Source organism: Sedimentimonas flavescens, from assembly GCF_019264375.1.
Lineage (GTDB): Bacteria > Pseudomonadota > Alphaproteobacteria > Rhodobacterales > Rhodobacteraceae > Rhodobacter > Rhodobacter flavescens.
The window spans coordinates 59814-84872 of the sequence record NZ_JAHVAI010000008.1 but is presented as its reverse complement, the minus strand read 5'-3'; the positions used below and the strand labels follow the sequence as shown (position 1 = coordinate 84872).

The following is a 25059-nucleotide window of genomic DNA, read 5'->3' as shown; positions in this document are numbered from 1 at the left end:
TCCGTGCGTTTGCTCGGTCGGGGGGGCGGTGCCCCGGGGGAACTGGTTGCCTTGCCGGCGCCGTCATCGCGCGCTCCTGCCGTTTCTTCGTCGCCAGCCTATCGGCAGCGTCACCGGCCCCGCAATGGCTGGACACGCCCGGCGGGTGCGGTCAATTGCCCGGAAACCTTCGGGTGCGGCGCAGGAAAAAATGCGTGGCGCGTGGCGCAGTCCACTTGCAGCCCTCTGCGCGGGACGGTATCAGAAGGGCGTCGCGGGCGTTGTGTAATGGTAAGACCTTAGCCTTCCAAGCTAATGACGCGGGTTCGATTCCCGCCGCCCGCTCCAGAAACCCTCATAATAGAAGTGTCGTCAGCCCCTCTGCGCGCCGAAGGGTCACGCCGCCGTGGAACCGTTGTACAAGATCGCCATGGCGGGTCTGTCGAAGGAAGGGGACGTGCCGCAGATCAGAACCACTGGCCGGGTTCGATCAGGCCGAGATCCATTAGCTGCTGGCTCGACCACTCGAACCGGACCGAGTTGTGCCAGGCGAAATTCTGCAAGTCAAAGCGGGAGCCCGGATTGTATTTCAACGCTTTGGCAACCCGGAAGGACATCACGGCCGCCGTCAGGTTATGGTGCCAGGGGCAGGCGTAGGTGTTGTATTCCTCGTCGTTGAACGTGTGGTTGGCGCGCAACTCCAACCCCTTGCGGGTACGAAACAGCGCGATACGGTCAATTTTGCGCCGGTTGTACGGGATGTGCTCGTCAAAGCGCCAGCGCAGCCCGCCGAAGAAGTCCAACTGGCGGTCTTTCGGGTGGTAGTGGTTCGCCGGATCGAGGCGCGCCAGCGCGTAATAGCCCGAGCGGTCGAGCATCGCGCTGCCGCGATCCACGCCGTTCGGGTGCGTGCTCAGGTCGGGTGCGTAAAGATCGATCGCATAGCACAGCATCGCGTCGCGGCGTTCCTCGGTATGGAAGGCCAGCAGCTCGCGCACATTTCGGGTCTCGCTGAACGGGTAAAAGAGGTACTCGGCGTTGAAGCCGTAATAGAACCACGTCCCTGCGGGGGCGGCCGCGATCAGCGGATTGATCAGGCCGGGCAGGGCCTCGGGGCCGCGCGATGTAGACGGGATGCGGTGGACCTGATCGGCCAGCGCAGCGGGCAGCTCTAGCCCGTCGGGCATGAAGGCGATGAGGGTGCGAAAGCCAAGCTTAAGGTGGTGGTCGAGCGTGCTTTCCACCTCGACCGGGTCTTCGACCACGATGATAGCGACCGGCCCCTTGGCCAGTGCCGCCCTATCCCGTTCCAGAAATGCCGCGAGCGATGCGTGGTTCATGCCTGCCCCTTTTGGCGCCCAGATTGACCATGAGTGCCCCGATTGCAAGCGTGGAAAGGTTGCGGCGCGCGCGGGTTTTGGCTAAAGGGCGCATCTGTTTTAGCCCGGAGGGCCTCATGTCGGATACGCCGAAGAAGCTGCATATCAAGACCTATGGCTGTCAGATGAACGTCTATGACAGCGAGCGCATGGCCGAGGCCATGGGCACCAAGGGCTATGTGCTTACCGACGATCCGGCCGAGGCGGATATGGTGCTGCTCAACACCTGCCATATCCGTGAGAAAGCCGCCGAGAAGGTCTATTCCGACCTTGGCCGCCTGCGTCCGTTCAAAGAGGCCAAGCCGGATCTGAAGATCGGCGTGGCGGGCTGTGTCGCGCAGGCCGAGGGCGAAGAGATCATGCGCCGGATGCCGCTTGTCGATCTGGTCGTGGGCTCGCAGAATTACCACCGGCTGCCTGAAATGGTCGCCGCGACCGACCGGGGCGAAAAGCCCGTCGACACCGAATTCCCGACCGAGGACAAGTTCGACCTGCTGCCCGAGCGTCCGCTAAGTGCGCGCCCGACCGCATTCCTGACCGTGCAGGAGGGCTGCGACAAGTTCTGCGCCTTCTGCGTGGTGCCCTACACCCGCGGCGCCGAGATCAGCCGCCCCGTCTCGCGCATCCTGACCGAGGCGCAGAAGCTGGTGGGCAAGGGCGTGCGCGAGATCACGCTGCTCGGTCAGAACGTCAACGGCTACCACGGCGAGGGGCCGGATGGCGATTGGGGCTTGGGCAAGCTCGTGCGGGCACTGGCGCGCATCGACGGGCTGGAGCGTATCCGCTACACGACCTCGCACCCCAACGACATGACCGAGGATCTGATCGCGGCACATGGCGAAGAGCCCAAGCTGATGCCCTATCTGCATCTGCCGGTGCAGTCGGGCTCGGACCGGATCCTCAAGCTGATGAACCGCAAGCACACCGCCGAGGAATATATTCGGCTGGTCGAGCGGATCCGCGCGGCCCGCCCTGACATGATGATGTCGTCGGATTTCATCGCGGGCTTCCCCGGCGAGAGCGACGAGGATCACCGCGCCAGCCTCGATCTGATCCGCGAGATCGGCTACGGCATGGCCTTCTCGTTCAAATATTCGTCGCGCCCCGGCACGCCAGCCGCAGGGCGCGAGGGCGTGCCCTCGGACGTGGCCGACGCGCGGCTGCAAGAGATCCAGGCGCTGATCACTGAACAACAGCGCGCGACGCAGCAGGCCATGGTCGGGCGCGATGTGGGCGTGCTGTTCGAAAAGCCCGGGCGGCTGGAAGGCCAGTGGGTCGGCAAGTCGGACTACCTGCACGCCGTCCATGTCAAGGCCGAGGGGTTGGCGCCGGGCACACTGCGCCGTGTGCGGATCACGGCGGCGGGGCCGAACTCGCTGGCGGGCGAATTGCTGGCGGACTGAAGTTCCGCGCGAACAGAATCGGTTCGACGCCCTAAGACAGCATGGGAGTCGCCCAAACGCTGCACGCATCCGCTCTGGGCTTCGTCAAGGCGCCTGATTTGTTGCAGCTTTGTGAAATCTGCGGATTCCTTGCCGACCGGATAAACCAATGCTTGCGTGACTCAGGGGTTGGGGGCACCATATCTTCACCAACCTCGGACAGGGAGACGTTCTTGGGCTTTAGTGCGATCACACCCCCGCCTCGCTCTCAGGATGCACACGAGACGCTTCTTGAGTTCCCTGACAACCGGCTGTTGATCGACCTGTGCGGAGAATTTGACCGCAACCTCGCCCAGATCGAACACAAGCTTTCGGTGCATATCCTGCGGCGTGGCAACCAGCTTGCCATCGTCGGAACGCCAGAGTCGCAGGAGCAGGCTGCCGGAGTGCTGAACCAGCTTTATCAGAAGCTCGAGGCAGGGCGTCCGATCGACGCCGGTGAAATCGACGCGACGATCCGCATGGGCGACTTTGGCCATGCCGGCGTGACGATGGACGAGCAGCTTGAGATGTTCGCCGCCGGCAAATACGAGATCCGCACCCGCAAGAAACAGGTCGAGCCGCGGACCGAGGCACAGAAAGCCTATGTGAAGGCGCTGTTTGAAAACGAGCTGGCCTTCGGTATCGGCCCGGCGGGCACCGGCAAGACCTATCTGGCGGTCGCCGTGGGCGTGACCATGCTGATCGGCGGCCATGTGGACAAGATCATCCTGTCGCGCCCCGCCGTCGAGGCAGGCGAGCGCCTGGGCTTCCTGCCCGGCGACATGAAGGAGAAGGTCGATCCCTACATGCAGCCGCTCTACGACGCGCTGAACGACTTCCTTCCCGGCAAGCAGATGCAAAAGCTGATGGAGGAAAAGCGCATCGAGATAGCGCCGCTGGCCTTCATGCGCGGCCGCACCCTCTCGAACGCATTTGTGGTGCTCGACGAGGCGCAGAACGCCACGACCATGCAGATGAAGATGTTCCTGACCCGCCTGGGGCAGGGCTCGCGCATGGTGATCACGGGCGACCGCAGCCAGATCGACCTGCCGCGCGGAGTGGCCTCGGGGCTGCAAGATGCCGAGCGGATCCTCGATGGCGTCAAGGGCATCTCGTTCAACTACTTCACCGCGTCTGACGTGGTGCGCCACCCCCTTGTGGCGCGCATCATTGACGCCTATGACCGCGACGATGTTGGAGCCGCTGGTTGACATTCTGATCGAAGACCCGCGCTGGGAGGAAATTGACCTTTCGGCGCTGGCCGAACATGCCGCGCGGGCCGTTCTGGCCGACCGTGGCCTCGACCCCGAGGATTTCGAGATCAGCCTTCTGGGCTGCGATGATGCCCGCATCGCCGTTCTGAATGCCGACTTCCGAGGTAAGGCCAGCCCTACCAACGTGCTCAGTTGGCCGTCCGACGAGCGCGCGGCCGAGGACGACGGCGGCGAGCCCGACCTGCCCGAGCCCTTCGCGCCGGGCATCCCCGAAGCTCTGGGAGATATCGCCATCGCCTATGAAACCTGCGTGCGCGAGGCGGGCGATCAGGGCAAGGCGCTGCGCGATCATGTGCTGCATCTTCTCGTGCATGGAACGCTGCACCTGCTGGGTTTCGATCACATTCGCGAAGGCGATGCCGCCCTGATGGAAGAAATCGAGGTGCGGGTGCTTGATCGGATGGGGATTCTCAACCCATATGGAGAGTAAGGCCGCCACTATGGCCGGTTGTTTGGAAAGGACCGATGGGACAAGTCGCTGACGGAGGAGCCTCCGCCAACGCGTCCGTGTCAGAATCTGACGCGGGCGACAGTAGTACAGAACCGCCGTCGCGCGGATTTCTGGGACGCATATTCGAAGTATTTTCCAGCTCTGAGGCTGAGCCGACGCCGATGGCGGTTCCGGTCGTGCCTGCGGTTTTGCCCGGCATGGGCAACCTGCGCCGGATGCGGGTGGGCGATGTTGCCATTCCCAAGGTCGAGATCGTCGCCGTTCCCGTCACCGTCGCTCGCGACGAGCTGGTCGAGGTGTTCCGCGCGCAGGGCTACTCGCGCCTGCCGGTGTTCAAGGACACGCTCGACACGCCGCTTGGGCTGATCCACCTGAAGGACCTTGCGCTGGAATACGGCTTTGGTGCCTCGGGCGGGCGGTTCTCGCTGCGCAAGTTGCTGCGGCCGTTGCTCTATGTGCCGCCCTCGATGCCGATCGGGGTGCTGTTGCAGAAGATGCAGGTGCAGCGCATCCATATGGCGCTGGTGATCGACGAATATGGCGGGGTGGACGGGCTGGTGACGCTTGAAGACCTCATCGAACAGGTCATCGGCGAGATCGAGGATGAGCATGACGAGGCCGAGGACGGCTACTGGAAGCTGGAAAAGCCCGGCCAGTGGCTGGTGCAGGCACGCGCTCCGCTGAAGGATTTCGAGGCCGAGATCGGCATGTCGCTTGCGGACCCCGGCGAGGATCAGGACATCGACTCGATGGGCGGGCTTGTGTTCATGCAGATCGGTCGCGTGCCCGCGCGTGGCGAGGTCGTAGTGGGCGAGAACGGCATCGAATACGAGATCGTCGATGCCGACCCGCGCCGCATCAAGCGCCTGCGCGTGCGGCTGCCGGGCGTGGCCCCGGCCGAGTGATCATGCGCCTGCCGCGTTTCCTGCTGCCGCCCAAGCGGCCCGGCTGGCGACAGCTGGGCATCGCTGTTCTCTTGGGTGCGGGCGTTGCTTCGGGGCAGGCCCCTCTTTACTGGTGGTTCGCGGCTTTGCCGGCACTCAGCGCGCTGATCTATCTGGCGGTGCGCTCGGCCAGCCCCGGCTGGATCGGCTTTGCAGCGGGCTTCGGCTATGCGCTGGCCGCGATGTTTTGGATCGTCGAACCCTTCTTCGTTGAGGCCGAGCGCTACGGCTGGATGGCGCCTTTCGCCCTTGTCCTGATGGCAGCGGGGATGGGCGTGTTCTGGGCGCTGTCTGTGGGGCTAGGCGCCCGACTCGGCGCCGGGCCTGCAACGCGCGCGCTTGGCGTGGCGCTTGGGCTGGTCGCGGGGGATGCGCTGCGGTCCTACGTCTTCACCGGCTTCCCTTGGGTGCTTCTGGGCCATATCTGGATCGATACGCCGGTCGCCCAAGCCGCGGCCTATATCGGCCCCCTGGGGCTGAGCCTGATCACGGCCGTTCTGGCGGCGCTGCCCGTTGCGGGGCAAAGGCCGCAGGTCGCGCGCATCGGCATTGCCGCTGCGCTTCTGGGCGCGCTCTGGTGGGGCGGGGTTCAGCGGCTGGCCGCGCCCGATCCTGTGCGGGCCGAACCACTCACCTTGCGTCTTGTCCAGCCCAACGCGCCGCAGCATCTCAAATGGCTGCCCGAATACCGGATGGAGTTCTTTCTGCGCCATCTGGCACTGACCGCGACACCGTCCGAACAGGGCCAGCCGCGCCCCGACCTGATCATCTGGCCCGAAACCGCCGTGCCCTTCTTGCTGGAGCGTCCGGGCGACGGGCTTAAGATGATCGCCGAGGCCGCCTCGGGCGTGCCGGTTGCGATCGGGGTGCAGCGCGCCGAGGGGCGGCGCTACTTCAACAGTCTGGCCGTGATTGCCCCCGATGCGCAGGTCACACAGGTCTATGACAAGGCGCATCTGGTGCCCTTCGGCGAATACATCCCCTTTGGCGATATCTTCGCGCGCTTCGGTATCGCGGCCTTCGCCGCACAAGAGGGTAACGGCTATTCTGCCGGGCCCTCGGCGCAGGTACTCGATCTGGGCGGTCTGGGCCTTGCGCAGCCGTTGATCTGCTACGAGGCCGTCTTTCCGCAAGACATCCGCCGCGCGCCGACCCGACCGGATTGGCTGTTGCAGGTCACCAACGACGCCTGGTTTGGCGAACTCTCGGGACCGTGGCAGCATTTTGCGCAAGCCCGCCTGCGCGCAATCGAGTTCGGCCTGCCGCTTGCGCGCGCGGCGAATACCGGTGTTTCGGGCATGATTGACGCGAAAGGGCGCGTGCTGGCGGAACTTGGCCTGGGGCGCGAGGGCGTGCTTGACGTGCCGCTTCCGGCTGCCCTTGCACCGACACCTTATGCGCGGTTTGGCGATGTGCCTGTGATTGTGCTGATCCTGACGCTTTCAATCATTATTTACCGCCTGCGACAAAGATACCGCGTTGACCCCGGCGCGCAGCGGGTCTAGGCAGTCGCATCGAACCGTCACAACGGCTTCCTGGCGTGGCGGGGTTTTATCAATGGAGCACTTCCCCATGGCACGACAAAATTATGTGTTCACCTCCGAGTCGGTCTCGGAAGGTCACCCCGACAAGGTCTGCGACCGCATCTCTGACGCGATCCTCGACGCTTTCCTCGCCGAAGAGCCCCGCGCCCGCGTCGCTTGCGAGACCTTCGCCACCACCAACCAGGTGGTCGTCGGCGGGGAGGTAGGCCTGTCGGACAAGGCGCGGCTGGCCGAGTTCATGAGCAAGATCGACGGCATCGCCCGCGATTGCGTGAAGGACATCGGCTACGAGCAGGACAAGTTCCACTGGGCGACGCTGCAATTCGCCAACTACCTGCACCCGCAGTCGGCCCATATCAGCCAGGGCGTCGACAAGGACGGGGCAGGGGATCAGGGCATCATGTTCGGTTACGCCACCGACGAGACCCCCGAGCTGATGCCCGCGCCGATCCAGTATGCCCATGGGATCCTGCGCCGCCTGGCCGAGGCCCGCAAATCGGGCGCAGAGCCCACGCTCGGCCCCGATGCCAAGTCGCAGCTCTCGGTGCGCTACGAAAACGGCAAGCCGGTCGGCGTCACCTCGATCGTGCTCTCGACCCAGCACAAATACGAATCCCAGACCTCGGATGATATCCGCCAGATCGTCGAGCCCTATATCCGCGAAGTGCTTCCCGAAGGCTGGATCACCGAGGCGACCGAATGGTGGGTCAACCCCACCGGCACCTTCGTGATCGGTGGCCCCGATGGCGACGCGGGCCTGACCGGGCGCAAGATCATCGTGGATACCTATGGCGGTGCGGCACCTCATGGCGGCGGGGCCTTCTCGGGCAAGGATCCGACCAAGGTCGACCGCTCGGCTGCCTATGCCGCGCGCTACCTGGCCAAGAACGTGGTCGCCGCGGGTCTTGCACAGAAATGTCTCATCCAGGTCTCCTATGCCATCGGCGTGGCCAAGCCGCTCTCGATCTATGCCGATACCTACGGCACCGGCGAGGTCTCGGATGAGGAAATCGAGCGCATCGTCGCCAAATGCATGGACCTGACGCCCAAGGGCATCCGCACGCATCTCGACCTGTGCAAGCCGATCTACGCGCGCACTGCGGCCTACGGCCATTTCGGCCGCGCCCCCGAGGCCGACGGCGGCTTCAGCTGGGAAAAAACCGACCTGACCGAGGCGCTGAAAAACGCCCTCTGACTTCGCTCAAGCAACACAATGATTGGGGGAGCCTCCGGGCTCCCCTTTTTATGCAACTATGCCATTCAACGTGGCGCAAATATCCTCGGGGGTGAATGGCCGAAGGCCAGAGGGGGCAGACAGCCCCCTGACGCCCCCACAACACGAACCGAGACCCCGATGGAAAAAACCGATGTCACAGGCCTGACCCAACTCGGTCAGAATGTCTCCACCCCGCAATCGCCCGAAGAGGCCGTGCTCGAGCGCGTTCCCGCCTCGCATCCCGGCGCCGATTACTGCGTGCGCTTCACCGCGCCCGAGTTCACCTCGATCTGCCCGATGACCGGCCAGCCCGATTTCGCCCATATCGTGATCGACTACATCCCGACTGACTGGCTGGTGGAGTCGAAATCGCTCAAGCTCTTTCTTGGCTCGTTCCGCAACCATGGCGCCTTCCACGAGACCTGCTCGGTCGAGATCGCCAAGCGTCTCGTCGATCTCTTGAACCCGAAATGGCTGCGCATCGGCGCCTATTGGTATCCGCGCGGTGGCATCCCGATCGATGTCTTCTGGCAAACCGGCACCCCGCCCGAGGGCGCCTGGATCCCCGATCAGGGCGTCGCTCCCTATCGCGGCCGCGGCTGAGATTGTTCTCCGCACAACCCCGGCCTTGCACAGCGGTGTAATGCGTTGCAGCCTGCCCTCGGGAGAGAGGGAGGCATTCATGGGTGACGGGATTCGCTATGCGGCGATCATGCTGGCTGCCGGGATCGGGATTCCGGTCCTTGCAGCGCTGAATGCGCAGCTTGGCGCGCGGATCGGCTCGCCGGTCGTTGCGGCGGTGGTGCTGTTCTGCGTGGCGCTCTGCGGCGCGGTGTTGGTCATGCTCGTCAGCCACGGTCCCTCTGCCTTCGCCAAAGTGCCCGCGCAGCCGCGCCATCTGTTCATCGCGGGGCTTCTGGTGTGCTTCTACGTTCTCTCGGTTACCTTCGTTGCGCCCAAGTTCGGCGTCGGCAATGCGGTCTTTTTCGTGCTGCTCGGGCAGATGATATCCGCCGCGATGATCGACCAGTTCGGGCTTTTCGGCGCCATGGTGCGCCCGATCACTGCCCTGCGCGCGGCGGGCATCGGCTTCATGGGGCTGGGGCTTTTCCTGATCCAGAAGGGCTGAGGGCTTGACCTTGCGCGCATCGGGGCGCTAGAGGCCCGCCCCATGAGCGATGAAACCCAGACCCCCGAGACCCCCGAGCCCGAGGCCGCGCGCCCCGAGTGGCGCAATTTCTATGGCCGCCGCGCGGGCAAGACCATGCGCCCAAGCCAGAAGACCTACCTGTCCGAGGATCTCGACTCGCTCACCCCCCGCGGCATCACCCGCGAGGACAACCCCGAGCGCGAGATCATCGACCCTGCCTCGATCTTCGGCAATGACAACCCGATCTGGCTTGAGGTCGGCTTTGGCGGGGGCGAGCATCTGGTGCATATGTGCGCGCGCTATCCGCAGGTGAACATCATCGGCTGCGAGCCTTTCATCAATGGCGTCGCAATGCTGCTTGGCAAGATCCGCGAGGCAGGCGTGACCAATATCGCCGTGCATCCGGGCGATGCGCGCGACCTGATGGATGTGCTGCCCGAGGGCTCGATCGCCAAGGCCTTCCTGAACTACCCAGATCCCTGGCCCAAGCGCCGCCACCACCGGCGCCGCTTCGTGACGCAAGATCACCTCGTGCCGCTGGCGCGCTGCCTGCAGCCCGGCGCCGAGTTCCGCGTGGCCACCGACATCCCCAGCTATATGACCCAGGCCCTGCGCGAGGCGCCGAAGGCCGGGTTCGAGCTGACCGCCCATTCCGGCACCGCCTGGGATGACTGGATCTCGACCCGTTACGAGCAGAAGGCCTTGCGCGAGGGCCGCACGCCTGATTACGCCACCTTCCGCAAACCCTGAGGTCCGTCGGGGCTTCCGGCCCGCCCGCACATGCGCTAACAGGGGCCGACCAGACGAGGGAGGCAAGCATGTCCGGCCATGGCGATCCTGTTCCGATGATTGCGCGCAAGAGCGCGGCGCTGAAAGGCGTGGCCGAGGTGCCGGGCGACAAGTCGATCTCGCATCGCGCGCTGATCCTTGGCGCGCTGTCGGTCGGCAAGACCGAGATCACCGGGCTGCTGGAAGGTCAGGACGTCCTGGACACCGCCAAGGCGATGCGCGCCTTCGGTGCGACGGTCACCCAGCACGGCCCTGGCGCCTGGACGGTCGAGGGCGTGGGCGTTGGCGGTTTCGCCGAGCCCGAGCAAGTCATCGACTGCGGCAACTCGGGCACCGGCGTGCGCCTGATCATGGGCTGCATGGCGACCTCGCCGATCACCGCGACCTTCACGGGTGACGCCAGCCTGCGCAAGCGCCCGATGGGCCGCGTGACCGATCCGATCGCGCTCTTCGGCGCGCATTCCTATGGCCGTCGCGGTGGCCGCCTGCCGATGACCATCGTCGGTGCGCCCGATCCGGTGCCGGTGACCTACACGGTGCCGATGCCCTCGGCGCAGGTGAAATCGGCGGTGCTGCTGGCGGGTCTGAATGCCCCCGGCCAGACCGTGGTGATCGAGAAAGAGGCCACCCGCGACCATACCGAGCGGATGCTGCGCGGCTTCGGCGCCGAGATCAGCGTCGAGGAAACGCCCGAGGGGCGCGTTATCACCCTTCAGGGCCAGCCCGAGCTGACCGGCCAGACCGTGGCCGTGCCGCGTGACCCAAGCTCGGCCGCCTTCCCGGTCTGTGCCGCGCTGATCGTTCCGGGCTCCGAGATTTTCGTGCCCGGCGTGAGCCAGAACCCGACCCGCAACGGCCTCTTTACCACGCTGGTCGAGATGGGCGCCGACATCGCCTTTGAAAACCCGCGCGAAGAGGGTGGCGAGCCGGTGGCCGACCTGCGCGTGCGCTACTCGGCCCTCAAGGGCATCGAGGTGCCGCCCGAGCGCGCGGCCTCGATGATCGACGAATATCCGGTGCTATCGGTCGTGGCCGCCTGCGCCACCGGCACCACCGTGATGCGCGGCGTCAAGGAGTTGCGCGTGAAGGAATCCGACCGGATCGACGCGATGGCGCGCGGCCTTGAGGCCTGCGGCGTGTCGATCGAGGAAGATCAGGATACGCTGATCGTCCACGGCCTTGGTGCTGGCAATGTGCCTGGCGGCGCGACCTGCGCCACCCATATCGACCACCGGATTGCCATGAGCTTCCTCGTGCTTGGTCTTGCCGCGCAGCAGTCGATCTCGGTCGATGACGGCTCGCCCATCGCGACCTCGTTCCCGGTGTTCGAGGATCTCATGCGCGGGCTTGGTGCCCAGATCGAGCGGGCCTGAGCCATGGCCTTCACGGTGGCTATCGACGGGCCTGCGGCGGCGGGCAAGGGCACGATCAGCAAGGCCGTGGCCGCGCGCTTTGGCTTTGCGCATCTCGACACCGGGCTGCTTTACCGCGCCGTGGGCGCCAAGGTGGGCGACGGGGCCGAGGCGATTGCGGCAGCGAAAAGCCTGAGCACTGACGATCTGGCGCGTGATGATCTGCGGACGCTGGCGGCAGGGCAGGCGGCCTCCAAGGTCGCTGCCATCCCCGAGGTGCGCGCGGCATTGGTCGAATTCCAGCGCCGCTTTGCTCGGCAGGACGGTGGCGCGGTTCTGGACGGGCGCGACATCGGCACGGTGATCTGCCCCGAGGCCGAGGTGAAGCTGTTCGTTACCGCCAGCGCCGAGGTGCGGGCGCGCCGCCGTTGGCTCGAACTGGGTGGCGAGGCGGCCGATCAACCCTTCGAGGCCGTTCTGGCCGAGGTGAAAGAGCGCGACGAGCGCGACATGAACCGCGCCGATGCGCCGCTTCGGCCTGCTACGGACGCTCTGATCCTCGACACCTCCGAACTTAGCATCGACGAGGCCGTTGCCCGCGCCGTGGCGGCGATCGAGGCCGCCCGGGCATGAGCCCGGCCCGCGTCATCCTGAACCTGACGCCACGCCTGCAGGCCCAAGTGACCGAAGGGCGCGTGCCCTCGCTCTATACTCACATTCACGACCTGATCTCCCGGCGCGGTGGCACGGTCGGCTTCGGCCCGCCGCGCTGGATGCGCGAGCCTGACGGCGATCTGCATGTGATCGACAACGCGCAAATCCCCGGCCCCGGCCAGTTGACCGCCGCCACCGCCTATCTCGATAAGTTCTGGCACCTCGACCCCGAGGGCGTGCTGGCGCATTCGCGTATCCGCAACCGGGTGTTCGACGCCGAGTCCGTCCCCCCCCGCAAAGCGCGCCTTTACTACAAGGCGCTGCGCGAGCGGTTCGTGGTGCCGAGGATCTCGCGCTACAACCAGCCGCGCGCGGTGCAGGCGGTTCCGGACGGCGCGATTGCCGTCTTCCTGCAAGGCCCCGCGCCCTATGTCGCGGGGCAGGCCTTTCTGGATGCCGACACGATGCTTCGCGTGGTGGCCGCCGGGGCAGGGATGCGGCCCGTCGTCGTCAAGCCGCATCCGCTTTTCGTCGAGGACGGGCGTGCCCTGATCGCCGCATTGCGGGCCGATGGTCTGCCGCTGATCGAAAGCCTCGCCAATGTGCATGACATTCTGGCCGCAGCCTCGGTTACCGTCTCGGTCAATTCCGGCGCGGCGATGGAGGGGTTCTTGCATGGCAAGCCCGCGATCCTCTTCGGCCAAAGTGATTTCGCGCAGATGGTCGAGACCGTGCGCAACCCCGAGGATTTCGCGCCCGCGCTTGTGCGCGCACTGGCGACAGCGCGGCCCTATGAGCGCTTCATCTACTGGTATTTTGGCACGCAGTGCCTGTGGCTCGACGATCCGGATTTGGATCGCAAGGTGCTGGCGATCTTCGCCGAGGCTGGCTTCGATGCCGAACGGCTTGGCCTGACGCTTTAATAGCGGTCTGCGCCTATTGATGCCCCGAGGGGCCGCACCATATCAGCATCATGACTCGTCGCATCGCCCTCATGCTTGTTCTTGTCCTTTCGCCCGTCGCGATACGAGCCGAGGAGGCACGCCCGCAAGGGCTGCTTTGGAGCGAAACGGATCTTCCGCGCACCTTTCCGCTGGTGGTGCAGACGGCCCCCGGAGGGGATTACCTTCTGGTGCTGCGCGACCCGGCCACAGGGCAAGATGTTCTGGGCGCCTATATCCGGGGCGGGGCGTTCTTCCGGGTGCTTGTCCCACCCGGCAGCTACAGGTTGCAATTCGCCGCCGGGACCGAGTGGCAGGGCGAGCAGGCGCTGTTTGGTGAACAGACCCGGCGCTTCGTGCTTGATCCGCCGCTGCATTTCGGGGTCGAGGGTGTGGGGCGCAAGAGGGGCAATATCGTCGATCTGCGCGATCTGGGCGATGTCAGCACCAAGCCCATCGCGCTGTGCCAGCGGTTCGCGCTGAAGCCCGAGCCATTCGATCCGCAGGCGGGCAGCCCGCCCGATCCGCGCGAAGACCCGTTCACCGCGCCGGAATACACGCTGCGCAGCCGTATCTGCGACTGATCCAGGCAGGCTAAGCACAGTAAAACAAGGCGTGGCGGGGCAATTATGGCTTGCTGCATGGGGGATTCGCGCCTATATCGGCGCGGTCCAGAGGCCCCGGATTGCTCCGTGGGCCGCTTGGGCGTCTTCACAAAAGACCGGCGGAGCCAACCGCATGGCCAGAAAACCCATGTAAAGGAAACTCAGACGCATGTGCGCTAAAGCAACCATGGAAGAATTCGAAGCCCTCCTGAGCGAGAGCCTCGAGATCGACACTCCGAACGAAGGTTCGGTTGTCCGCGGCAAGGTCATCGCCATCGAGGCGGGCCAGGCCATCATCGACGTCGGCTACAAGATGGAAGGCCGCGTTGATCTGAAAGAATTCGCCAACCCGGGTGAGGCCCCCTCGATCGCCGTCGGCGACGAAGTGGAAGTGTACCTCGACCGCGTTGAAAACGCCCGTGGCGAAGCCGTCATCTCGCGCGAGAAAGCTCGCCGTGAAGAAGCCTGGGATCGCCTGGAAAAAGCCTACGCTTCGGAAGAGCGCGTCGAAGGCGCCATCTTCGGTCGCGTCAAGGGCGGCTTCACCGTCGACCTCGGCGGCGCCGTTGCCTTCCTGCCGGGCTCGCAGGTCGATGTCCGTCCGGTGCGCGATGCCGGCCCGCTCATGGGTCTCAAGCAGCCGTTCCAGATCCTCAAGATGGACCGTCGCCGTGGCAACATCGTTGTCTCGCGCCGCGCGATCCTCGAAGAGTCCCGCGCCGAGCAGCGCGCCGAAGTTATCGGCAACCTCTCGGAAGGCCAGGTGGTCGATGGCGTCGTCAAGAACATCACCGAATACGGCGCGTTCGTTGACCTCGGCGGCGTTGACGGCCTGCTGCACGTCACCGACATGGCGTGGCGCCGCGTGAACCACCCGTCCGAGATCCTGTCGATCGGCGAGACCGTCAAGGTCCAGGTCGTCAAGATCAACAAGGACACCCACCGCATCTCGCTGGGCATGAAGCAGCTCCAGAACGATCCGTGGGATTCGGTCGAGTCGAAGTTCCCGATCGGTTCGGTCCACAAGGGCCGCGTGACCAACATCACCGACTACGGCGCGTTCGTCGAGCTGGAAGCCGGTGTCGAAGGTCTGGTGCACGTTTCGGAAATGTCGTGGACCAAGAAGAACGTTCACCCCGGCAAGATCGTTTCGACCTCGCAAGAGGTTGACGTCATGGTGCTCGAGATCGACACCGCGAAGCGTCGCGTTTCGCTCGGCCTCAAGCAGTGCATGCGCAACCCGTGGGAAGTGTTCGCCGAGACCCACCCGGTCGGCACCGTCATCGAAGGCGAAGTCAAGAACATCACCGAATTCGGTCTGTTCGTCGGCCTCGACAACGACATCGACGGCATGGTCCACCTGTCGGATCTGTCGTGGGAACAGCGCGGCGAAGACGCGATCCAGAACTACCGCAAGGGCGACATGGTCAAGGCCGCTGTCACCGAAGTGGACATCGAGAAAGAGCGTATCTCGCTCTCGATCAAGGCTCTGGACGCCGACACCTTCTCGGACGCCGTTGACGGCGTGAAGCGTGGCTCGGTCATCACCGTGACCGTCACCGCGATCGAAGATGGTGGCATCGAGGTCGAGTACAACGGCATGAAGTCCTTCATCCGCCGTTCGGACCTGGCCCGTGACCGCGCCGACCAGCGCCCCGAGCGCTTCCAGGTTGGTGACCACGTCGACGTGCGCGTCGTGAACGTGGACAGCAAGACCCGCAAGCTGGGCGTGTCGATCAAGGCCCGCGAAATCGCCGAAGAGAAAGAAGCCGTGGAACAGTACGGCTCGTCGGACTCGGGCGCTTCGCTCGGCGACATCCTCGGCGCCGCTCTGAAGGGCAACAAGGAGTAATCCTTGCCCTGACTGGCTTACGCGGCCTCGCCTTCGGGCGGGGCCGCTTTCGTTTTGGCGATTCGGATTCGGGTCAGGCAGGCTGCCCGATCATTGGGCGTTTCTGCACGAGCGAGGGCGGAACGGTGCAGTCGATATGCGCGGGAAGCCGCAAATCGGGTGCTATTCCAAGCCTTTGCTGTTTGTGCCGCCGAAATTTGACCTTATAGTCGCATTGATTAATCAACCCGGCACGAACCGGGAAGCCCGTGGGGGGAACAACAGAATGATCCGCTCGGAACTGATCGCAAAGATCGCCGAAGAGAACCCGCATCTCTTCCAGCGCGACGTTGAGAAGATCGTGAACACGATTTTCGATGAGATCATCGAGGCAATGGCGCGAGGAGACCGCGTCGAGTTGCGCGGCTTCGGCGCCTTTTCGGTGAAGAAACGCGACGCCCGCACCGGGCGCAACCCGCGCACCGGGGATTCGGTCGATGTCGATGAAAAGCACGTGCCGTTCTTCAAGACCGGCAAGCTGCTGCGTGACCGTCTGAACGGGAACGAGGAATAAATCATGTTCCGCATACTGCGCCTGCTGTTTCTCGCCTCTCTGGCGCTGGTTCTGATCGTGCTGGCACTGGCCAACCGCGAGGTGGTGACCCTGCGCCTGCTGCCGCCCGAGGCGGGCGAATTCCTGGGTCTCACCTGGGGCATGCAGGTCCCGCTCTTCCTTGTGATCTTCGCAGGCATTCTGCTGGGGCTTCTGGTGGGGTTCGTCTGGGAATGGATGCGCGAATACCGGATCCGCTCGACCGCGGTGAAGGCAACGCGCAAGGCGGCCTATCTCGAGGGCGAGGTGGATCGCCTGCGCGAGAAGACGCATGGCCCGCAGGACGACGTTCTGGCCCTGCTGGAAAAGCCGGCGCGCTGAGATGGTGACGATTGCGGTCAATCGCGGGCGCCCCGGCGGGGTTCGCGTCAAGATCTGCGGCCTGACCCGGCCCGAGCATGTACGCGCCGCCGCCGAGGCTGGCGCGGCCTATCTGGGGTTCGTGTTCTTTCCCAAGAGCCCGCGCAATGTCTCGATCGCGCAGGCGCGCGATCTTGCGCTTGAGGCGCCGATGGGCGTGGCCAAGGTGGCGCTTCTGGTCGATGCAACCGACGCCGAGATCGATGCGATCCTCGCCGACGTTCCGCTCGATATGCTGCAGCTTCACGGCAAGGAAAGCCCCGCGCGCGTGGCCGAGATCCGGGCTCGCGCCGGGTTGCCGGTGATGAAGGCGGTGGGCGTGGCCGAGGCCGCCGATCTGGCGGCGATCCCGGCCTATGAGGCTGTGGCGGACCAGATCCTCGTCGATGCCAAGGCCCCCAAGGACGCGGCGCTGCCGGGCGGCAACGGGCTCTCGTTCGACTGGCGCCTGATCGCCGGGCGTGAATGGGCCAAGCCCTGGATGCTGGCTGGTGGCCTGACGCCCGACAACGTCGCCGAGGCAATCCGCCTGACCGGCGCGAAGCAGGTCGATGTCTCCTCGGGCGTCGAGTGCGCGCCGGGCGAGAAGGACGAGGCCCTGATCCGGGCCTTCATCGCGGCGGTTCAGCCCGGCTGAGGCCGCGATATTTGTCGCGCCATGCGGGGCCGGCGCTTTACCCGCAGGGGCAATCGCGCTAAGTCGCTTTGATGACTTTGCGCGAGGTGAGACGATGGCCGAAGACCTTCCCAACAGCTACATGACCGGCCCGGATGATAACGGGCGCTTCGGCATCTTTGGTGGGCGTTTCGTGTCGGAGACGCTGATGCCGCTGATCCTCGAACTTGAGGCGCAGTATGAGCACGCCAAGACCGATCCGACCTTCTGGGCCGAGATGGAAGACCTGTGGAAGCATTACGTCGGCCGCCCCTCGGCGCTTTACTACGCGCCCCGCCTGACCGAAGAGCTTGGCGGCGCCAAGATCTATCTCAAGCGCGAAGATCTCAACCACACCGGTGCGCATAAGATCAACAACGTGCTTGGCCAGATCCTGCTGGCGCGTCGCATGGGCAAGACCCGGATCATCGCCGAGACGGGCGCAGGCCAGCACGGCGTGGCCACCGCTACCGTCTGTGCGCGCTTTGGTCTGAAATGCGTGGTCTACATGGGCGCGACCGATGTCGAGCGTCAGGCGCCCAACGTCTTCCGTATGCGCCTTCTGGGTGCGGAAGTCGTGCCGGTTACCTCGGGCCGCGGCACGCTGAAGGACGCGATGAACGACGCGCTGCGCGACTGGGTGACGAATGTGCGCGACACGTTCTACTGCATCGGCACCGTCGCGGGCCCGCACCCCTATCCGGCCATGGTGCGCGACTTCCAGGCGATCATCGGCAAGGAAACCCGCTGGCAGCTTGAAGAGCAGGAAGGCGAGGGGCGTCTGCCCGACACGGTGATCGCGGCGATCGGTGGTGGCTCGAACGCCATGGGCCTGTTCTACCCGTTCCTCGATGACAAGTCGGTGCGCATCATCGGCGTCGAGGCGGGCGGCCATGGCGTGGATGAGCGGATGGAGCATTGCGCCTCGCTCACTGGCGGGCGCCCGGGTGTTCTGCACGGCAACCGCACCTACCTGTTGCAGGACGAAGACGGTCAGATCCTCGAAGGGCATTCGATCTCGGCAGGGCTAGATTATCCCGGCATCGGCCCGGAACACGCCTGGCTGCACGACATCGGCCGCGCGGAATATGTCTCGGTCACCGACCAGGAGGCGCTCGCCGCGTTCCAGCTGCTGTGCGCGACCGAGGGGATCATCCCCGCGCTTGAGCCCTCGCACGCGCTGGCACATGTGACCAAGCTCGCGCCGACGCTGCCCAAGGACCACATCATCGTGGTGAACCTCTCGGGGCGTGGCGACAAGGATATCTTCACGGTGGCGAAGCACCTTGGCTTTGACATGAAGATCTGAACCACCCCAGATCCGAAGGCCCGGCCAGCGCCGGGCCTTTTCATTGAATTTTCCGCATAAACTCAGGTTTATGCGCCTATCGCAGGGGATTAATGGGCCGGTTTATACCCTCAGCCCTATATCGCTCGGCGGATTTGCATGGTGTCATCCCCTCGACGGCAATTGGTTCCGCCGCAAATCGGGAGACCCACAATGAAACGAACTTTCATCCTGTCAGTCGCCGCCGCCATGTTCATGGCCGGTTCGGCTTTCGCAGAAATCAATACCCAGTCGATTATCGACGATCTGACCTCGAAAGGCTTTACCCGGATCGAGATCACGCGCGGCACGACCCAGGTCAAGGTCGAAGCCTACGGCAGCGCAGGCAAGATCGAGGTGATCTACGATTCCTCGACCGGCGAGATCCTGAAGCAAGAGCAGGAGCGTATGCGCGCTGGCGAAGACATGACGCAGGGCGTCAGCATCCGCGAGCGTGATGGCGACTTCCTCGATGATGATGACGACGACGATGATGACGATCATGACGGTCGTGACGACGATGATGATCATGATGACGACCATGATGACGATGACGACGACGATTCGGATGATGACGACGATGACGATGACTCGGACGATGATGACAGCGATGACTCGGATGACGACGACAGCGACGACTCGGACGACGATTGAGGCTTTCGCCTGATCGGAAAGACGGGTTTGATGAAATGAAAGGTCGTGCCTCGAATGCTCGGGGCGCGACCGTGACGCGTTATGAGGCGTGTGACACGGAAATGCACAGACGCGAGTTGCTGAAATACGGGGCTGCGGCGTTCACGCTGCTGGTGTCGGCTGTGCCGCTCCTTGCGGCGGGGCTCGCCGATCAGTTCTCGGCGGAGTTGAAGGCCGCTGGCTATAAGGATATCCGCGTCAGCCGCACGCTGCTGGGGCGTACGCGCGTGATTGGTGAGCGTGGCGGCTTCAAGCGCGAGATTGTCTTCGACCCCCGCACGGGCGAGATCTTGCGCGACCTGACCGTCAAGGTGAACAGCGGCTTCGGGTGGAGTAGCGGTAACTCCGGCTCGTCGGGCTCGGGAAGCTCTGGCGGATCGAACGACGACGACAAGGACGACGACGACAAGGATGACAATTCCGGGCCCGGGTCGGATGATGACGATGACGACGATGATGACGATGACAGCAGCGACGACAGCAGCGGGGGAAGCGACGATGACGATTGAGGGCTGTGCGCGGGGACGGGCCAACCGCGTATGATGCGACTGGCCGTCCTTGTCGCAGTGTTTGCGTTACAGGGAATCTGTGCGCTGTTTTTCGTGTCCGACATCATCTTGTCGGTGCTTGGCATCTATGTGCCTCCGCTCAGCTGGGAAAGCCGTGAGATTCTGGAAATCTCGGCCGCGCTTGGCCTGTTGCTTGGGTTGGGCTTGGGTGGCGTTCTGATCCTGCGCGCCTTGCGGGAATCGCGTCAGGCGCGCGAGCGGCTGCGCCGCGCCGCGACGGCCTTCAATGAATTGCTTGAGGAGCGTTTTGGCGAATGGGGCCTGACCCCGGCCGAGCGCGAGGTGGCCCTGTTCGCCATCAAGGGGCTGAGCACGCCCGACATCGCCCGGCTGCGCGCCACATCCGAGGGCACGGTGAAGGCGCAGACGGCGGCGATCTATCGCAAGGCCGGGGTGAACGGCCGTGGCCAGTTGCTCAGCCTGTTCATCGAGGACATGATGCACGAAGAGCCGCTCGGGGCCGCGCCCGCCAGCGGTGCCTCAGGCGCGGCTTAGGGTATAGCGCGTCTTCTGGCGCCACTCCTGCCCGGGGCGCAGGGCAATCGATGGAAAATCCGGGTGGTTCGGTGCGTCGGGCCAAAGCTGCGGCTCCAGCGCGAGGCCGGCGCGGGCCTTGTAAGGCTGGCCCGTCAGGCCCGGATAGGGGGTCGAGTCCAGCCCCCGCCCGTCATAGACCTGCAATCCCGGCGCATCGGTTTCCAGCACAAGCGTCACGCCGCGCTCACCCGTCAGGCGCGCGACCGGGCGCGGGGTGTCAGCCGCGTCGAGGCAGTAGTTATGATCCAGCGGCGGCAGGTCGGGCAGCGCCCGCGCCTGACGCAGGTCGTAAGGGGTGCCCTCGACCGGGACGGGCCCAAGCGGCAGGCTCTCGCGCGTCGGCAGGACGCGGCTTGCTGCGACGCTCAGGCTGTGCCCCGAGGTTGTGCCGGTGCCATCGAGGTTCCAATAGGGGTGATGCGCGAGGTTCATCAGCGTCTCGCGGTCTGACTGCGCGCTCAGGGTGATCTCCAGCGTCGCGGGGGACGCGATCCGGTAGGTCACGCGGATCATGCGATGCCCCGGAAAACCGCCGAACCCGTGCGCCAGATCGCATTGCAATGTAACTGCGTCGCCTGCGGCCTCGGTGAGCTCCCAGATCAGCCCTGAGATGCCATCATCGCCGGAATGCAGCAGGTTTGGCCCTTCATTCGGAGTGAAGCGGTGGTCCCGCCCATCAATCCGCGCCCGCGCACCGCCGATCCGGTTCGCGACCGGTCCCACGACCGCGCCGCACCAGTTCAGGCTGCTCATATAAGCGCCGGGCAGGTCCGAGCCGAGCACCAGCGGCCAGGGCGTGCCCGCCAGCCGCAGATCCTGTAGCGTGGCCCCCAATGTCAGGATGCGTGCGCTCAATTCTCCCGCGCGCAGCGTTGTCGCGCGAACGACGCGCCCGTCTGCCAGCTTTCCGAACTCGCGAATATCCGCGCTCATTTTGCACCCCGTGCACGTTGGAGCCCCGCGATCAGGGCGGCTTCGCCGTCGCCGGTAATGACTTCGCCACCCTGTGCCGCCAATGCGCGGGCGCAGGTTTCGGCCCAACCGGGCGCGGCGGCGCTGTCGAGCGCGATGACGCGCTGCCCTAGCCACCAGGGCCTGGCTGCGGCAAGCTCGGCCCCCAGGATCGCCCCGGCGGCGGCACCCGGCTCGGCTGTGCCATCGAGGTAGCGCAGCACCCTTTCGGGGCGGCTGCGGCAGTCGTCCAGCGCGCGGTCGAAGGCTGGGCCTTCGGGCGCGCTGAGCGGCTCATTCAGGGCGAGGAGAAGCCGCGCCGAGGCAAGTCGGCTGACGCTGACAACTTCGCCGGCGCTCAGATGCGCCCATAGGTTGTTCTGACCGCAGAGCCAGACGGCCCCGTCGAACTGCGGTTGTGCAGCCAAGAGCCCGGCAAGGCGCAGCGCCTCGGCGGGGTGAATGCTGACCGGGGGCGACGCCTGCGCAAGGCCCGGAACCTCGCGCACAGGCCCCTCGGGCAATGGTGGCGCGGGCAGGGGGCGGTGCAGGGCATCGGCGCGGACGATCAGTGCCGCGTTCGCCCGGTCGCTCTCTTCGATCGCGCGCGCGGCCAATAGCGCGCCCGATCCGTCCAGGCAGAGCGTTCGGCTCAGCCCCGGCTCCTCGATGATCGCCAGCCAGTTTGCGTTGTTCATGGCGCCCCCTTTGCCGTCAGAAAGCACGCAAGGGGTGGGCGCGCAAGTCACTGTGCGCCCAAGCACCCCGCGATGTTCTCCGCAAGGCCGCGCATCAGGGCATCGTAAAGATCCGGACCATAGCCGAGGCTGGAGCCCGAAGGGTCAAGCGCCGCGCCGAGCCGGGCGGGCGTGCCCTCAATCAACCGCTCGATCAGGCGCGGGTCGTGCTGTGCCTCTGGAAAGACGCAGAGGATACCATCTTCGGCGATATGCGCGCGCAGCTCGGCTAGATGCGCGGCACCCGGTTCCGCCGCGTCGCCCATGGCGACAGAGCCAGCGTTGCTCAGCCCGAAATGCCCCGAGAAATAGCCATAAGCATCGTGGGCCGCAACGAAAGGACGACCTGCAACATCTTGGAGTTGCGCGGAAATATCGGCTTCCATTCGATCGATCCGTGCCTGGGCCGCCAAGGCATTCGCCGTGTAGGTTGCCGCATTCTCCGGGTCGAGTTCACCCAGACGGCCAGCGATCAGATCCAGCCAGGCACGGGCATTGGACGGGTCGAGCCACGCATGGGGGTCGATGCCCTCGTGATCGTGGTCTTCAGCATCTGCTTCGGGGGCGGGGTGATCGTGATCATGCCCGGTCTCCTCGAACTCGCGCCGGAAGGTTTGCGGCGCGTCGAGAAGCTCCAACTCGGCGCCGCTTGCCATGCCCTCGATCGCGCGCGCGAGCCAGGGTGTCATCTCGGGGCCGATCCAGACCACCAGATCCGCCTCTTGCAGTGCGCGGGCCTGCGAGGGGCGCAGCTGGTAGTTATGCGCATCGGCGCCGCGATCCAGAAGCACCTCGGGCGCCGCAAGCTCGCCCATGACCTGCGAGACCAGCGAATGCACGGCCGGAATATCGGTCACCACGCGCGGCGGTTCGGCCAGAGCGATGCCGGGCAGGGCGCTGAGGGAAAGGCTTATGATGAATGCGCGCATCGCGGGTCTCCTGCTTGTGGTTCGCTGGCGATGTATGTATGTTATAGCATAACGCGTCAAGTGGAAGGTGATAGAGTAACATGACTGAGATCTTGCCCGAAGCGCGCGCCTTTGCGGCGCATGACCACAGCCATTGCGCAGGCGATACCCTTGCGCGCGCCGAGGCCGAGGCGTTCCGGCTTGGGTTGCGCCTGACGCCCGTGCGCAAACGGACGCTTGAGATCCTGCTGGAGGCGCATCGTGCCATGGGCGCCTATGAGGTGCTTGACCGGCTGGCCGCCGAGGGCTTCGGCAACCAACCCCCCGTCGCCTATCGCGCGCTGGAGTTTCTGGTCGAGCACGGTCTGGCGCATCGGGTGCGTCGGCTGAACGCCTTCGCCGCCTGCATGCATCCGGGCGAGGAGCACGCGCCGGTTTTCCTGATTTGTCGCGAATGCGACGCCGTGGCCGAGGCGGCCGCGGCCCCGGTGCGCGCGGCGCTTGACAGCGTGGCGCAGGATCTTGGCTTTGCCATCGAGCGCGCCAATATCGAGGCGCTCGGCCTTTGCCCGACCTGTGCGGAACATCAAGAATGAGCGATAACGCACTGATTGAGGCCAGTAATCTCGGTGTACGCCATGGCGAGACGACGGTGCTGACCCATGTCGATTTCCGCATTGTGCCGGGTGAAATCGTGACCGTCGTGGGCCCCAACGGCTCGGGCAAATCCACCCTGATCCGCGCGCTGATCGGGCTAGAGCCCGCCGCCAGCGGCCGCGTCAGCCGCGCAGCGGGGCTGGTGATCGGCTATGTCCCGCAGAAGCTGCATATCGACGCGAGCCTGCCGATGACGGTACGCCGCTTCCTGTCGCTGCCGCGCCGTGTCAGTGACGCACAGGCCGCCGAGGCGCTGGCCCGCACTGGCGTTTCCGGGATCGAGTTGCGCCCGCTGGCGGGGCTTTCGGGTGGGCAGTTCCAGCGCGTGCTACTGGCGCGCGCCCTGCTGGCCAAGCCGCAGATCCTGATCCTCGACGAGCCGACACAGGGCCTCGATCAGCCCGGCACCGCGGGTTTCTACAAGCTGATCGAAGAGGTCCGTCGCGAAACCGGCTGCGCCGTCCTTATGGTCAGCCACGATCTGCACGTGGTGATGTCCTCCTCCGACCGGGTGATCTGCCTCAACGGCCATGTCTGCTGTGAGGGAACGCCGCGCGTCGTCTCGGCGGCGCCCGAGTATCGCGCGCTGTTCGGTCTGGGAACCGGCGGGGCCTTCGCGCTCTACCAGCACGTCCACGATCATGACCACGATCATGACGAGGGGCATGGCCACGACCACAGCCACCCGCATGCCGCCCATTCCCATAGCCACGACTGCGAGCACGACCATGCTTGACGATTTTCTGATCCGCGCCGCACTTGCCGGGATCGGGCTGACGCTGGCGACCGGCCCGCTTGGGGCCTTCGTTGTCTGGCGCCGGATGGCCTATTTCGGCGATGCGACCGCGCATGCCGCGATCCTTGGCGTGGCGATCAGCTTCGGACTCGGGCTGCCGGTTTATATCGGCACGCTTTTCGTGGCGCTGGCCATGGCGATCACGGTCGCGATGCTGTCGGGCAGGGGTCACGCGAGCGACACGATCCTTGGCGTTCTGGCGCATTCGGCGCTGGCCTTCGGCCTTGTCGCGGCGTCGTTCTTCTCGGGGCTGCGGGTAGACCTCTCGGCCTTCCTGTTCGGCGATATCCTGGCGGTCAGCCGAGGCGACCTCGGCGTGATCTGGGCGGGTTCGCTGGCTGTTGCAGGGCTCTTGGTCTGGCGCTGGCAGGGGCTCTTGACCGCGACGGTGAATGAGGAACTGGCCCAAGCCTCGGGCCTCAATCCGCGGGTGGAGCGCCTTGTGCTGACGCTGGCGCTTGCGCTCACGGTTGCCGTGTCGATCAAGATCGTCGGCGCGCTGCTGATCGCGGCCTTGCTGATCGTCCCGGCCGCCACCGCACGTCAGTTCGCGCGCGGGCCGGAGGGGATGGCGGCCCTTGCCACGGGGCTTGGTGCGGTGTCGGTGCTGTGCGGGCTTTGGGCCTCGCTTGGTTATGACACGCCTGCTGGCCCCTCGATCGTCGCAAGCGCGGCGGTGCTGTTCGCACTGTCGCTGCCCTTGCGGCGGCGGGGCTGAAGCGG

Annotated in this window: 28 protein-coding genes, 1 tRNA gene and 1 riboswitch; of the genes, 25 read left to right on the top strand and 4 right to left on the bottom strand. The window is 65.2% G+C overall.

The window, feature by feature from the left end; translation table 11 throughout:
- The first annotated feature begins 253 nt into the window (after positions 1 to 253).
- Positions 254 to 327: transfer RNA gene (locus tag KTQ37_RS09530), tRNA-Gly, on the top strand.
- A 119-nt stretch (positions 328 to 446) separates the two neighbouring features.
- Here the strand turns inward: KTQ37_RS09530 and KTQ37_RS09525 are convergent.
- Positions 447 to 1319, bottom strand: a complete 873-nt coding sequence (locus KTQ37_RS09525) for a glycosyltransferase family 2 protein (RefSeq protein WP_218630286.1) — start codon at positions 1317 to 1319, stop codon at positions 447 to 449.
- 116 nt (positions 1320 to 1435) lie between these two features.
- Here KTQ37_RS09525 and miaB point away from each other — a divergent pair, with 116 nt between their 5' ends.
- From miaB to KTQ37_RS09420, 21 genes are all read left to right on the top strand, one after another.
- Positions 1436 to 2761 (top strand): tRNA (N6-isopentenyl adenosine(37)-C2)-methylthiotransferase MiaB, encoded by a 1326-nt coding sequence (gene miaB / locus KTQ37_RS09520; protein WP_218630285.1) that lies wholly within the window; start codon positions 1436 to 1438, stop codon positions 2759 to 2761.
- 212 nt (positions 2762 to 2973) lie between these two features.
- Positions 2974 to 3993 carry a PhoH family protein gene (locus tag KTQ37_RS09515; protein WP_218630284.1) on the top strand — a complete coding sequence of 340 codons (1020 nt, stop codon included), beginning with the start codon at positions 2974 to 2976 and terminating at the stop codon, positions 3991 to 3993.
- Positions 3974 to 4486 carry an rRNA maturation RNase YbeY gene (gene ybeY, locus KTQ37_RS09510; protein WP_218630283.1) on the top strand — a complete coding sequence of 171 codons (513 nt, stop codon included), beginning with the start codon at positions 3974 to 3976 and terminating at the stop codon, positions 4484 to 4486. Before KTQ37_RS09515 ends, ybeY begins: the two co-directional genes overlap by 20 nt.
- 35 nt (positions 4487 to 4521) lie before the next feature.
- Entirely contained in the window at positions 4522 to 5412 is an 891-nt protein-coding gene (locus KTQ37_RS09505; RefSeq protein WP_218630282.1) for a hemolysin family protein, read from the top strand.
- A gap of 2 nt (positions 5413 to 5414) precedes the next feature.
- Complete coding sequence (gene lnt / locus KTQ37_RS09500; protein ID WP_218630281.1) at positions 5415 to 6956, top strand: apolipoprotein N-acyltransferase; 1542 nt, start codon at positions 5415 to 5417, stop codon at positions 6954 to 6956.
- 11 nt (positions 6957 to 6967) lie between these two features.
- A riboswitch (SAM-SAH riboswitch) is annotated at positions 6968 to 7016 on the top strand.
- A gap of 7 nt (positions 7017 to 7023) precedes the next feature.
- On the top strand, positions 7024 to 8190 hold the full coding sequence (gene metK / locus KTQ37_RS09495; RefSeq protein ID WP_218630280.1) for a methionine adenosyltransferase: 1167 nt from the start codon (positions 7024 to 7026) through the stop codon (positions 8188 to 8190).
- Positions 8191 to 8349: 159 nt separating this feature from the next.
- Positions 8350 to 8814, top strand: a complete 465-nt coding sequence (gene queF, locus KTQ37_RS09490) for a preQ(1) synthase (protein ID WP_218630279.1) — start codon at positions 8350 to 8352, stop codon at positions 8812 to 8814.
- A 79-nt stretch (positions 8815 to 8893) separates the two neighbouring features.
- On the top strand, positions 8894 to 9340 hold the full coding sequence (locus tag KTQ37_RS09485) for a DMT family transporter (protein WP_218630278.1): 447 nt from the start codon (positions 8894 to 8896) through the stop codon (positions 9338 to 9340).
- A gap of 42 nt (positions 9341 to 9382) precedes the next feature.
- Entirely contained in the window at positions 9383 to 10111 is a 729-nt protein-coding gene (gene trmB / locus KTQ37_RS09480; protein ID WP_218630277.1) for a tRNA (guanine(46)-N(7))-methyltransferase TrmB, read from the top strand.
- A gap of 68 nt (positions 10112 to 10179) precedes the next feature.
- Positions 10180 to 11523, top strand: coding sequence for a 3-phosphoshikimate 1-carboxyvinyltransferase (gene aroA / locus KTQ37_RS09475; RefSeq protein WP_218630276.1), 1344 nt, complete (start codon positions 10180 to 10182; stop codon positions 11521 to 11523).
- A gap of 3 nt (positions 11524 to 11526) precedes the next feature.
- Positions 11527 to 12135, top strand: coding sequence for a (d)CMP kinase (locus KTQ37_RS09470; RefSeq protein WP_218630275.1), 609 nt, complete (start codon positions 11527 to 11529; stop codon positions 12133 to 12135).
- A complete protein-coding gene (locus KTQ37_RS09465) occupies positions 12132 to 13079 on the top strand; it encodes a hypothetical protein (protein WP_218630274.1) in 948 nt (315 codons plus the stop codon). The genes KTQ37_RS09470 and KTQ37_RS09465 overlap by 4 nt, the downstream gene beginning before the upstream one ends.
- 50 nt (positions 13080 to 13129) lie before the next feature.
- Complete coding sequence (locus tag KTQ37_RS09460; RefSeq protein ID WP_218630273.1) at positions 13130 to 13681, top strand: hypothetical protein; 552 nt, start codon at positions 13130 to 13132, stop codon at positions 13679 to 13681.
- A 190-nt stretch (positions 13682 to 13871) separates the two neighbouring features.
- Positions 13872 to 15554 (top strand): 30S ribosomal protein S1, encoded by a 1683-nt coding sequence (rpsA, locus tag KTQ37_RS09455; protein ID WP_218630272.1) that lies wholly within the window; start codon positions 13872 to 13874, stop codon positions 15552 to 15554.
- 265 nt (positions 15555 to 15819) lie between these two features.
- A complete protein-coding gene (gene ihfB, locus KTQ37_RS09450) occupies positions 15820 to 16107 on the top strand; it encodes an integration host factor subunit beta (RefSeq protein WP_218630271.1) in 288 nt (95 codons plus the stop codon).
- Positions 16108 to 16110: 3 nt separating this feature from the next.
- Positions 16111 to 16467, top strand: coding sequence for a LapA family protein (locus KTQ37_RS09445; protein WP_218630270.1), 357 nt, complete (start codon positions 16111 to 16113; stop codon positions 16465 to 16467).
- A gap of 1 nt (position 16468) precedes the next feature.
- Positions 16469 to 17143, top strand: coding sequence for a phosphoribosylanthranilate isomerase (locus tag KTQ37_RS09440; RefSeq protein WP_218630269.1), 675 nt, complete (start codon positions 16469 to 16471; stop codon positions 17141 to 17143).
- A 94-nt stretch (positions 17144 to 17237) separates the two neighbouring features.
- On the top strand, positions 17238 to 18470 hold the full coding sequence (gene trpB, locus KTQ37_RS09435; protein WP_218630268.1) for a tryptophan synthase subunit beta: 1233 nt from the start codon (positions 17238 to 17240) through the stop codon (positions 18468 to 18470).
- 192 nt (positions 18471 to 18662) lie between these two features.
- Positions 18663 to 19142: a PepSY domain-containing protein gene (locus KTQ37_RS09430; RefSeq protein WP_218630267.1), complete on the top strand. Its 480-nt coding sequence runs from the start codon at positions 18663 to 18665 to the stop codon at positions 19140 to 19142.
- A 35-nt stretch (positions 19143 to 19177) separates the two neighbouring features.
- Positions 19178 to 19690, top strand: a complete 513-nt coding sequence (locus KTQ37_RS09425) for a PepSY domain-containing protein (protein WP_218630266.1) — start codon at positions 19178 to 19180, stop codon at positions 19688 to 19690.
- A gap of 33 nt (positions 19691 to 19723) precedes the next feature.
- Positions 19724 to 20245 carry a helix-turn-helix transcriptional regulator gene (locus KTQ37_RS09420; RefSeq protein ID WP_328799712.1) on the top strand — a complete coding sequence of 174 codons (522 nt, stop codon included), beginning with the start codon at positions 19724 to 19726 and terminating at the stop codon, positions 20243 to 20245.
- Here KTQ37_RS09420 and KTQ37_RS09415 read toward each other — a convergent pair.
- The 3 genes from KTQ37_RS09415 to KTQ37_RS09405 are packed head-to-tail and all read right to left on the bottom strand — an operon-like array spanning position 20231 to position 22904.
- Positions 20231 to 21220 (bottom strand): aldose epimerase family protein, encoded by a 990-nt coding sequence (locus tag KTQ37_RS09415; protein ID WP_218630264.1) that lies wholly within the window; start codon positions 21218 to 21220, stop codon positions 20231 to 20233. The two genes, KTQ37_RS09420 and KTQ37_RS09415, sit on opposite strands and share 15 nt — an antisense overlap.
- Complete coding sequence (locus KTQ37_RS09410) at positions 21217 to 21936, bottom strand: 2-dehydro-3-deoxygalactonokinase (RefSeq protein ID WP_218630263.1); 720 nt, start codon at positions 21934 to 21936, stop codon at positions 21217 to 21219. Before KTQ37_RS09410 ends, KTQ37_RS09415 begins: the two co-directional genes overlap by 4 nt.
- A gap of 47 nt (positions 21937 to 21983) precedes the next feature.
- Positions 21984 to 22904, bottom strand: a complete 921-nt coding sequence (locus tag KTQ37_RS09405; protein ID WP_218630262.1) for a zinc ABC transporter substrate-binding protein — start codon at positions 22902 to 22904, stop codon at positions 21984 to 21986.
- Positions 22905 to 22984: 80 nt separating this feature from the next.
- Here KTQ37_RS09405 and KTQ37_RS09400 point away from each other — a divergent pair, with 80 nt between their 5' ends.
- The 3 genes from KTQ37_RS09400 to KTQ37_RS09390 are packed head-to-tail and all read left to right on the top strand — an operon-like array spanning position 22985 to position 25054.
- Positions 22985 to 23479: a Fur family transcriptional regulator gene (locus KTQ37_RS09400; protein WP_218630261.1), complete on the top strand. Its 495-nt coding sequence runs from the start codon at positions 22985 to 22987 to the stop codon at positions 23477 to 23479.
- Positions 23476 to 24276 (top strand): metal ABC transporter ATP-binding protein, encoded by an 801-nt coding sequence (locus KTQ37_RS09395; protein WP_218630260.1) that lies wholly within the window; start codon positions 23476 to 23478, stop codon positions 24274 to 24276. The genes KTQ37_RS09400 and KTQ37_RS09395 overlap by 4 nt, the downstream gene beginning before the upstream one ends.
- Positions 24269 to 25054 (top strand): metal ABC transporter permease, encoded by a 786-nt coding sequence (locus KTQ37_RS09390; protein WP_218630259.1) that lies wholly within the window; start codon positions 24269 to 24271, stop codon positions 25052 to 25054. Before KTQ37_RS09395 ends, KTQ37_RS09390 begins: the two co-directional genes overlap by 8 nt.
- Positions 25055 to 25059 lie beyond the last annotated feature (5 nt).

Bases quoted from the DNA above. Each gene is read 5' to 3' on its own strand.
- rpsA (WP_218630272.1), top strand. From the start codon at position 13,872: ATGTGCGCTAAAGCAACCATGGAAGAATTCGAAGCCCTCCTGAGCGAG.
- lnt (WP_218630281.1), top strand. From the start codon at position 5,415: ATGCGCCTGCCGCGTTTCCTGCTGCCGCCCAAGCGGCCCGGCTGGCGA.
- KTQ37_RS09430 (WP_218630267.1), top strand. From the start codon at position 18,663: ATGAAACGAACTTTCATCCTGTCAGTCGCCGCCGCCATGTTCATGGCC.
- KTQ37_RS09395 (WP_218630260.1), top strand. From the start codon at position 23,476: ATGAGCGATAACGCACTGATTGAGGCCAGTAATCTCGGTGTACGCCAT.
- KTQ37_RS09460 (WP_218630273.1), top strand. From the start codon at position 13,130: ATGACTCGTCGCATCGCCCTCATGCTTGTTCTTGTCCTTTCGCCCGTC.
- KTQ37_RS09415 (WP_218630264.1), bottom strand. From the start codon at position 21,220: ATGAGCGCGGATATTCGCGAGTTCGGAAAGCTGGCAGACGGGCGCGTC.
- trpB (WP_218630268.1), top strand. From the start codon at position 17,238: ATGGCCGAAGACCTTCCCAACAGCTACATGACCGGCCCGGATGATAAC.
- miaB (WP_218630285.1), top strand. From the start codon at position 1,436: ATGTCGGATACGCCGAAGAAGCTGCATATCAAGACCTATGGCTGTCAG.
- KTQ37_RS09485 (WP_218630278.1), top strand. From the start codon at position 8,894: ATGGGTGACGGGATTCGCTATGCGGCGATCATGCTGGCTGCCGGGATC.
- KTQ37_RS09400 (WP_218630261.1), top strand. From the start codon at position 22,985: ATGACTGAGATCTTGCCCGAAGCGCGCGCCTTTGCGGCGCATGACCAC.
- metK (WP_218630280.1), top strand. From the start codon at position 7,024: ATGGCACGACAAAATTATGTGTTCACCTCCGAGTCGGTCTCGGAAGGT.
- KTQ37_RS09440 (WP_218630269.1), top strand. From the start codon at position 16,469: ATGGTGACGATTGCGGTCAATCGCGGGCGCCCCGGCGGGGTTCGCGTC.
- ihfB (WP_218630271.1), top strand. From the start codon at position 15,820: ATGATCCGCTCGGAACTGATCGCAAAGATCGCCGAAGAGAACCCGCAT.
- KTQ37_RS09420 (WP_328799712.1), top strand. From the start codon at position 19,724: ATGCGACTGGCCGTCCTTGTCGCAGTGTTTGCGTTACAGGGAATCTGT.
- KTQ37_RS09470 (WP_218630275.1), top strand. From the start codon at position 11,527: ATGGCCTTCACGGTGGCTATCGACGGGCCTGCGGCGGCGGGCAAGGGC.
- KTQ37_RS09410 (WP_218630263.1), bottom strand. From the start codon at position 21,936: ATGAACAACGCAAACTGGCTGGCGATCATCGAGGAGCCGGGGCTGAGC.
- KTQ37_RS09465 (WP_218630274.1), top strand. From the start codon at position 12,132: ATGAGCCCGGCCCGCGTCATCCTGAACCTGACGCCACGCCTGCAGGCC.
- ybeY (WP_218630283.1), top strand. From the start codon at position 3,974: ATGTTGGAGCCGCTGGTTGACATTCTGATCGAAGACCCGCGCTGGGAG.
- KTQ37_RS09505 (WP_218630282.1), top strand. From the start codon at position 4,522: ATGGGACAAGTCGCTGACGGAGGAGCCTCCGCCAACGCGTCCGTGTCA.
- KTQ37_RS09445 (WP_218630270.1), top strand. From the start codon at position 16,111: ATGTTCCGCATACTGCGCCTGCTGTTTCTCGCCTCTCTGGCGCTGGTT.
- KTQ37_RS09405 (WP_218630262.1), bottom strand. From the start codon at position 22,904: ATGCGCGCATTCATCATAAGCCTTTCCCTCAGCGCCCTGCCCGGCATC.
- aroA (WP_218630276.1), top strand. From the start codon at position 10,180: ATGTCCGGCCATGGCGATCCTGTTCCGATGATTGCGCGCAAGAGCGCG.
- KTQ37_RS09390 (WP_218630259.1), top strand. From the start codon at position 24,269: ATGCTTGACGATTTTCTGATCCGCGCCGCACTTGCCGGGATCGGGCTG.
- queF (WP_218630279.1), top strand. From the start codon at position 8,350: ATGGAAAAAACCGATGTCACAGGCCTGACCCAACTCGGTCAGAATGTC.
- trmB (WP_218630277.1), top strand. From the start codon at position 9,383: ATGAGCGATGAAACCCAGACCCCCGAGACCCCCGAGCCCGAGGCCGCG.
- KTQ37_RS09425 (WP_218630266.1), top strand. From the start codon at position 19,178: ATGAAAGGTCGTGCCTCGAATGCTCGGGGCGCGACCGTGACGCGTTAT.
- KTQ37_RS09525 (WP_218630286.1), bottom strand. From the start codon at position 1,319: ATGAACCACGCATCGCTCGCGGCATTTCTGGAACGGGATAGGGCGGCA.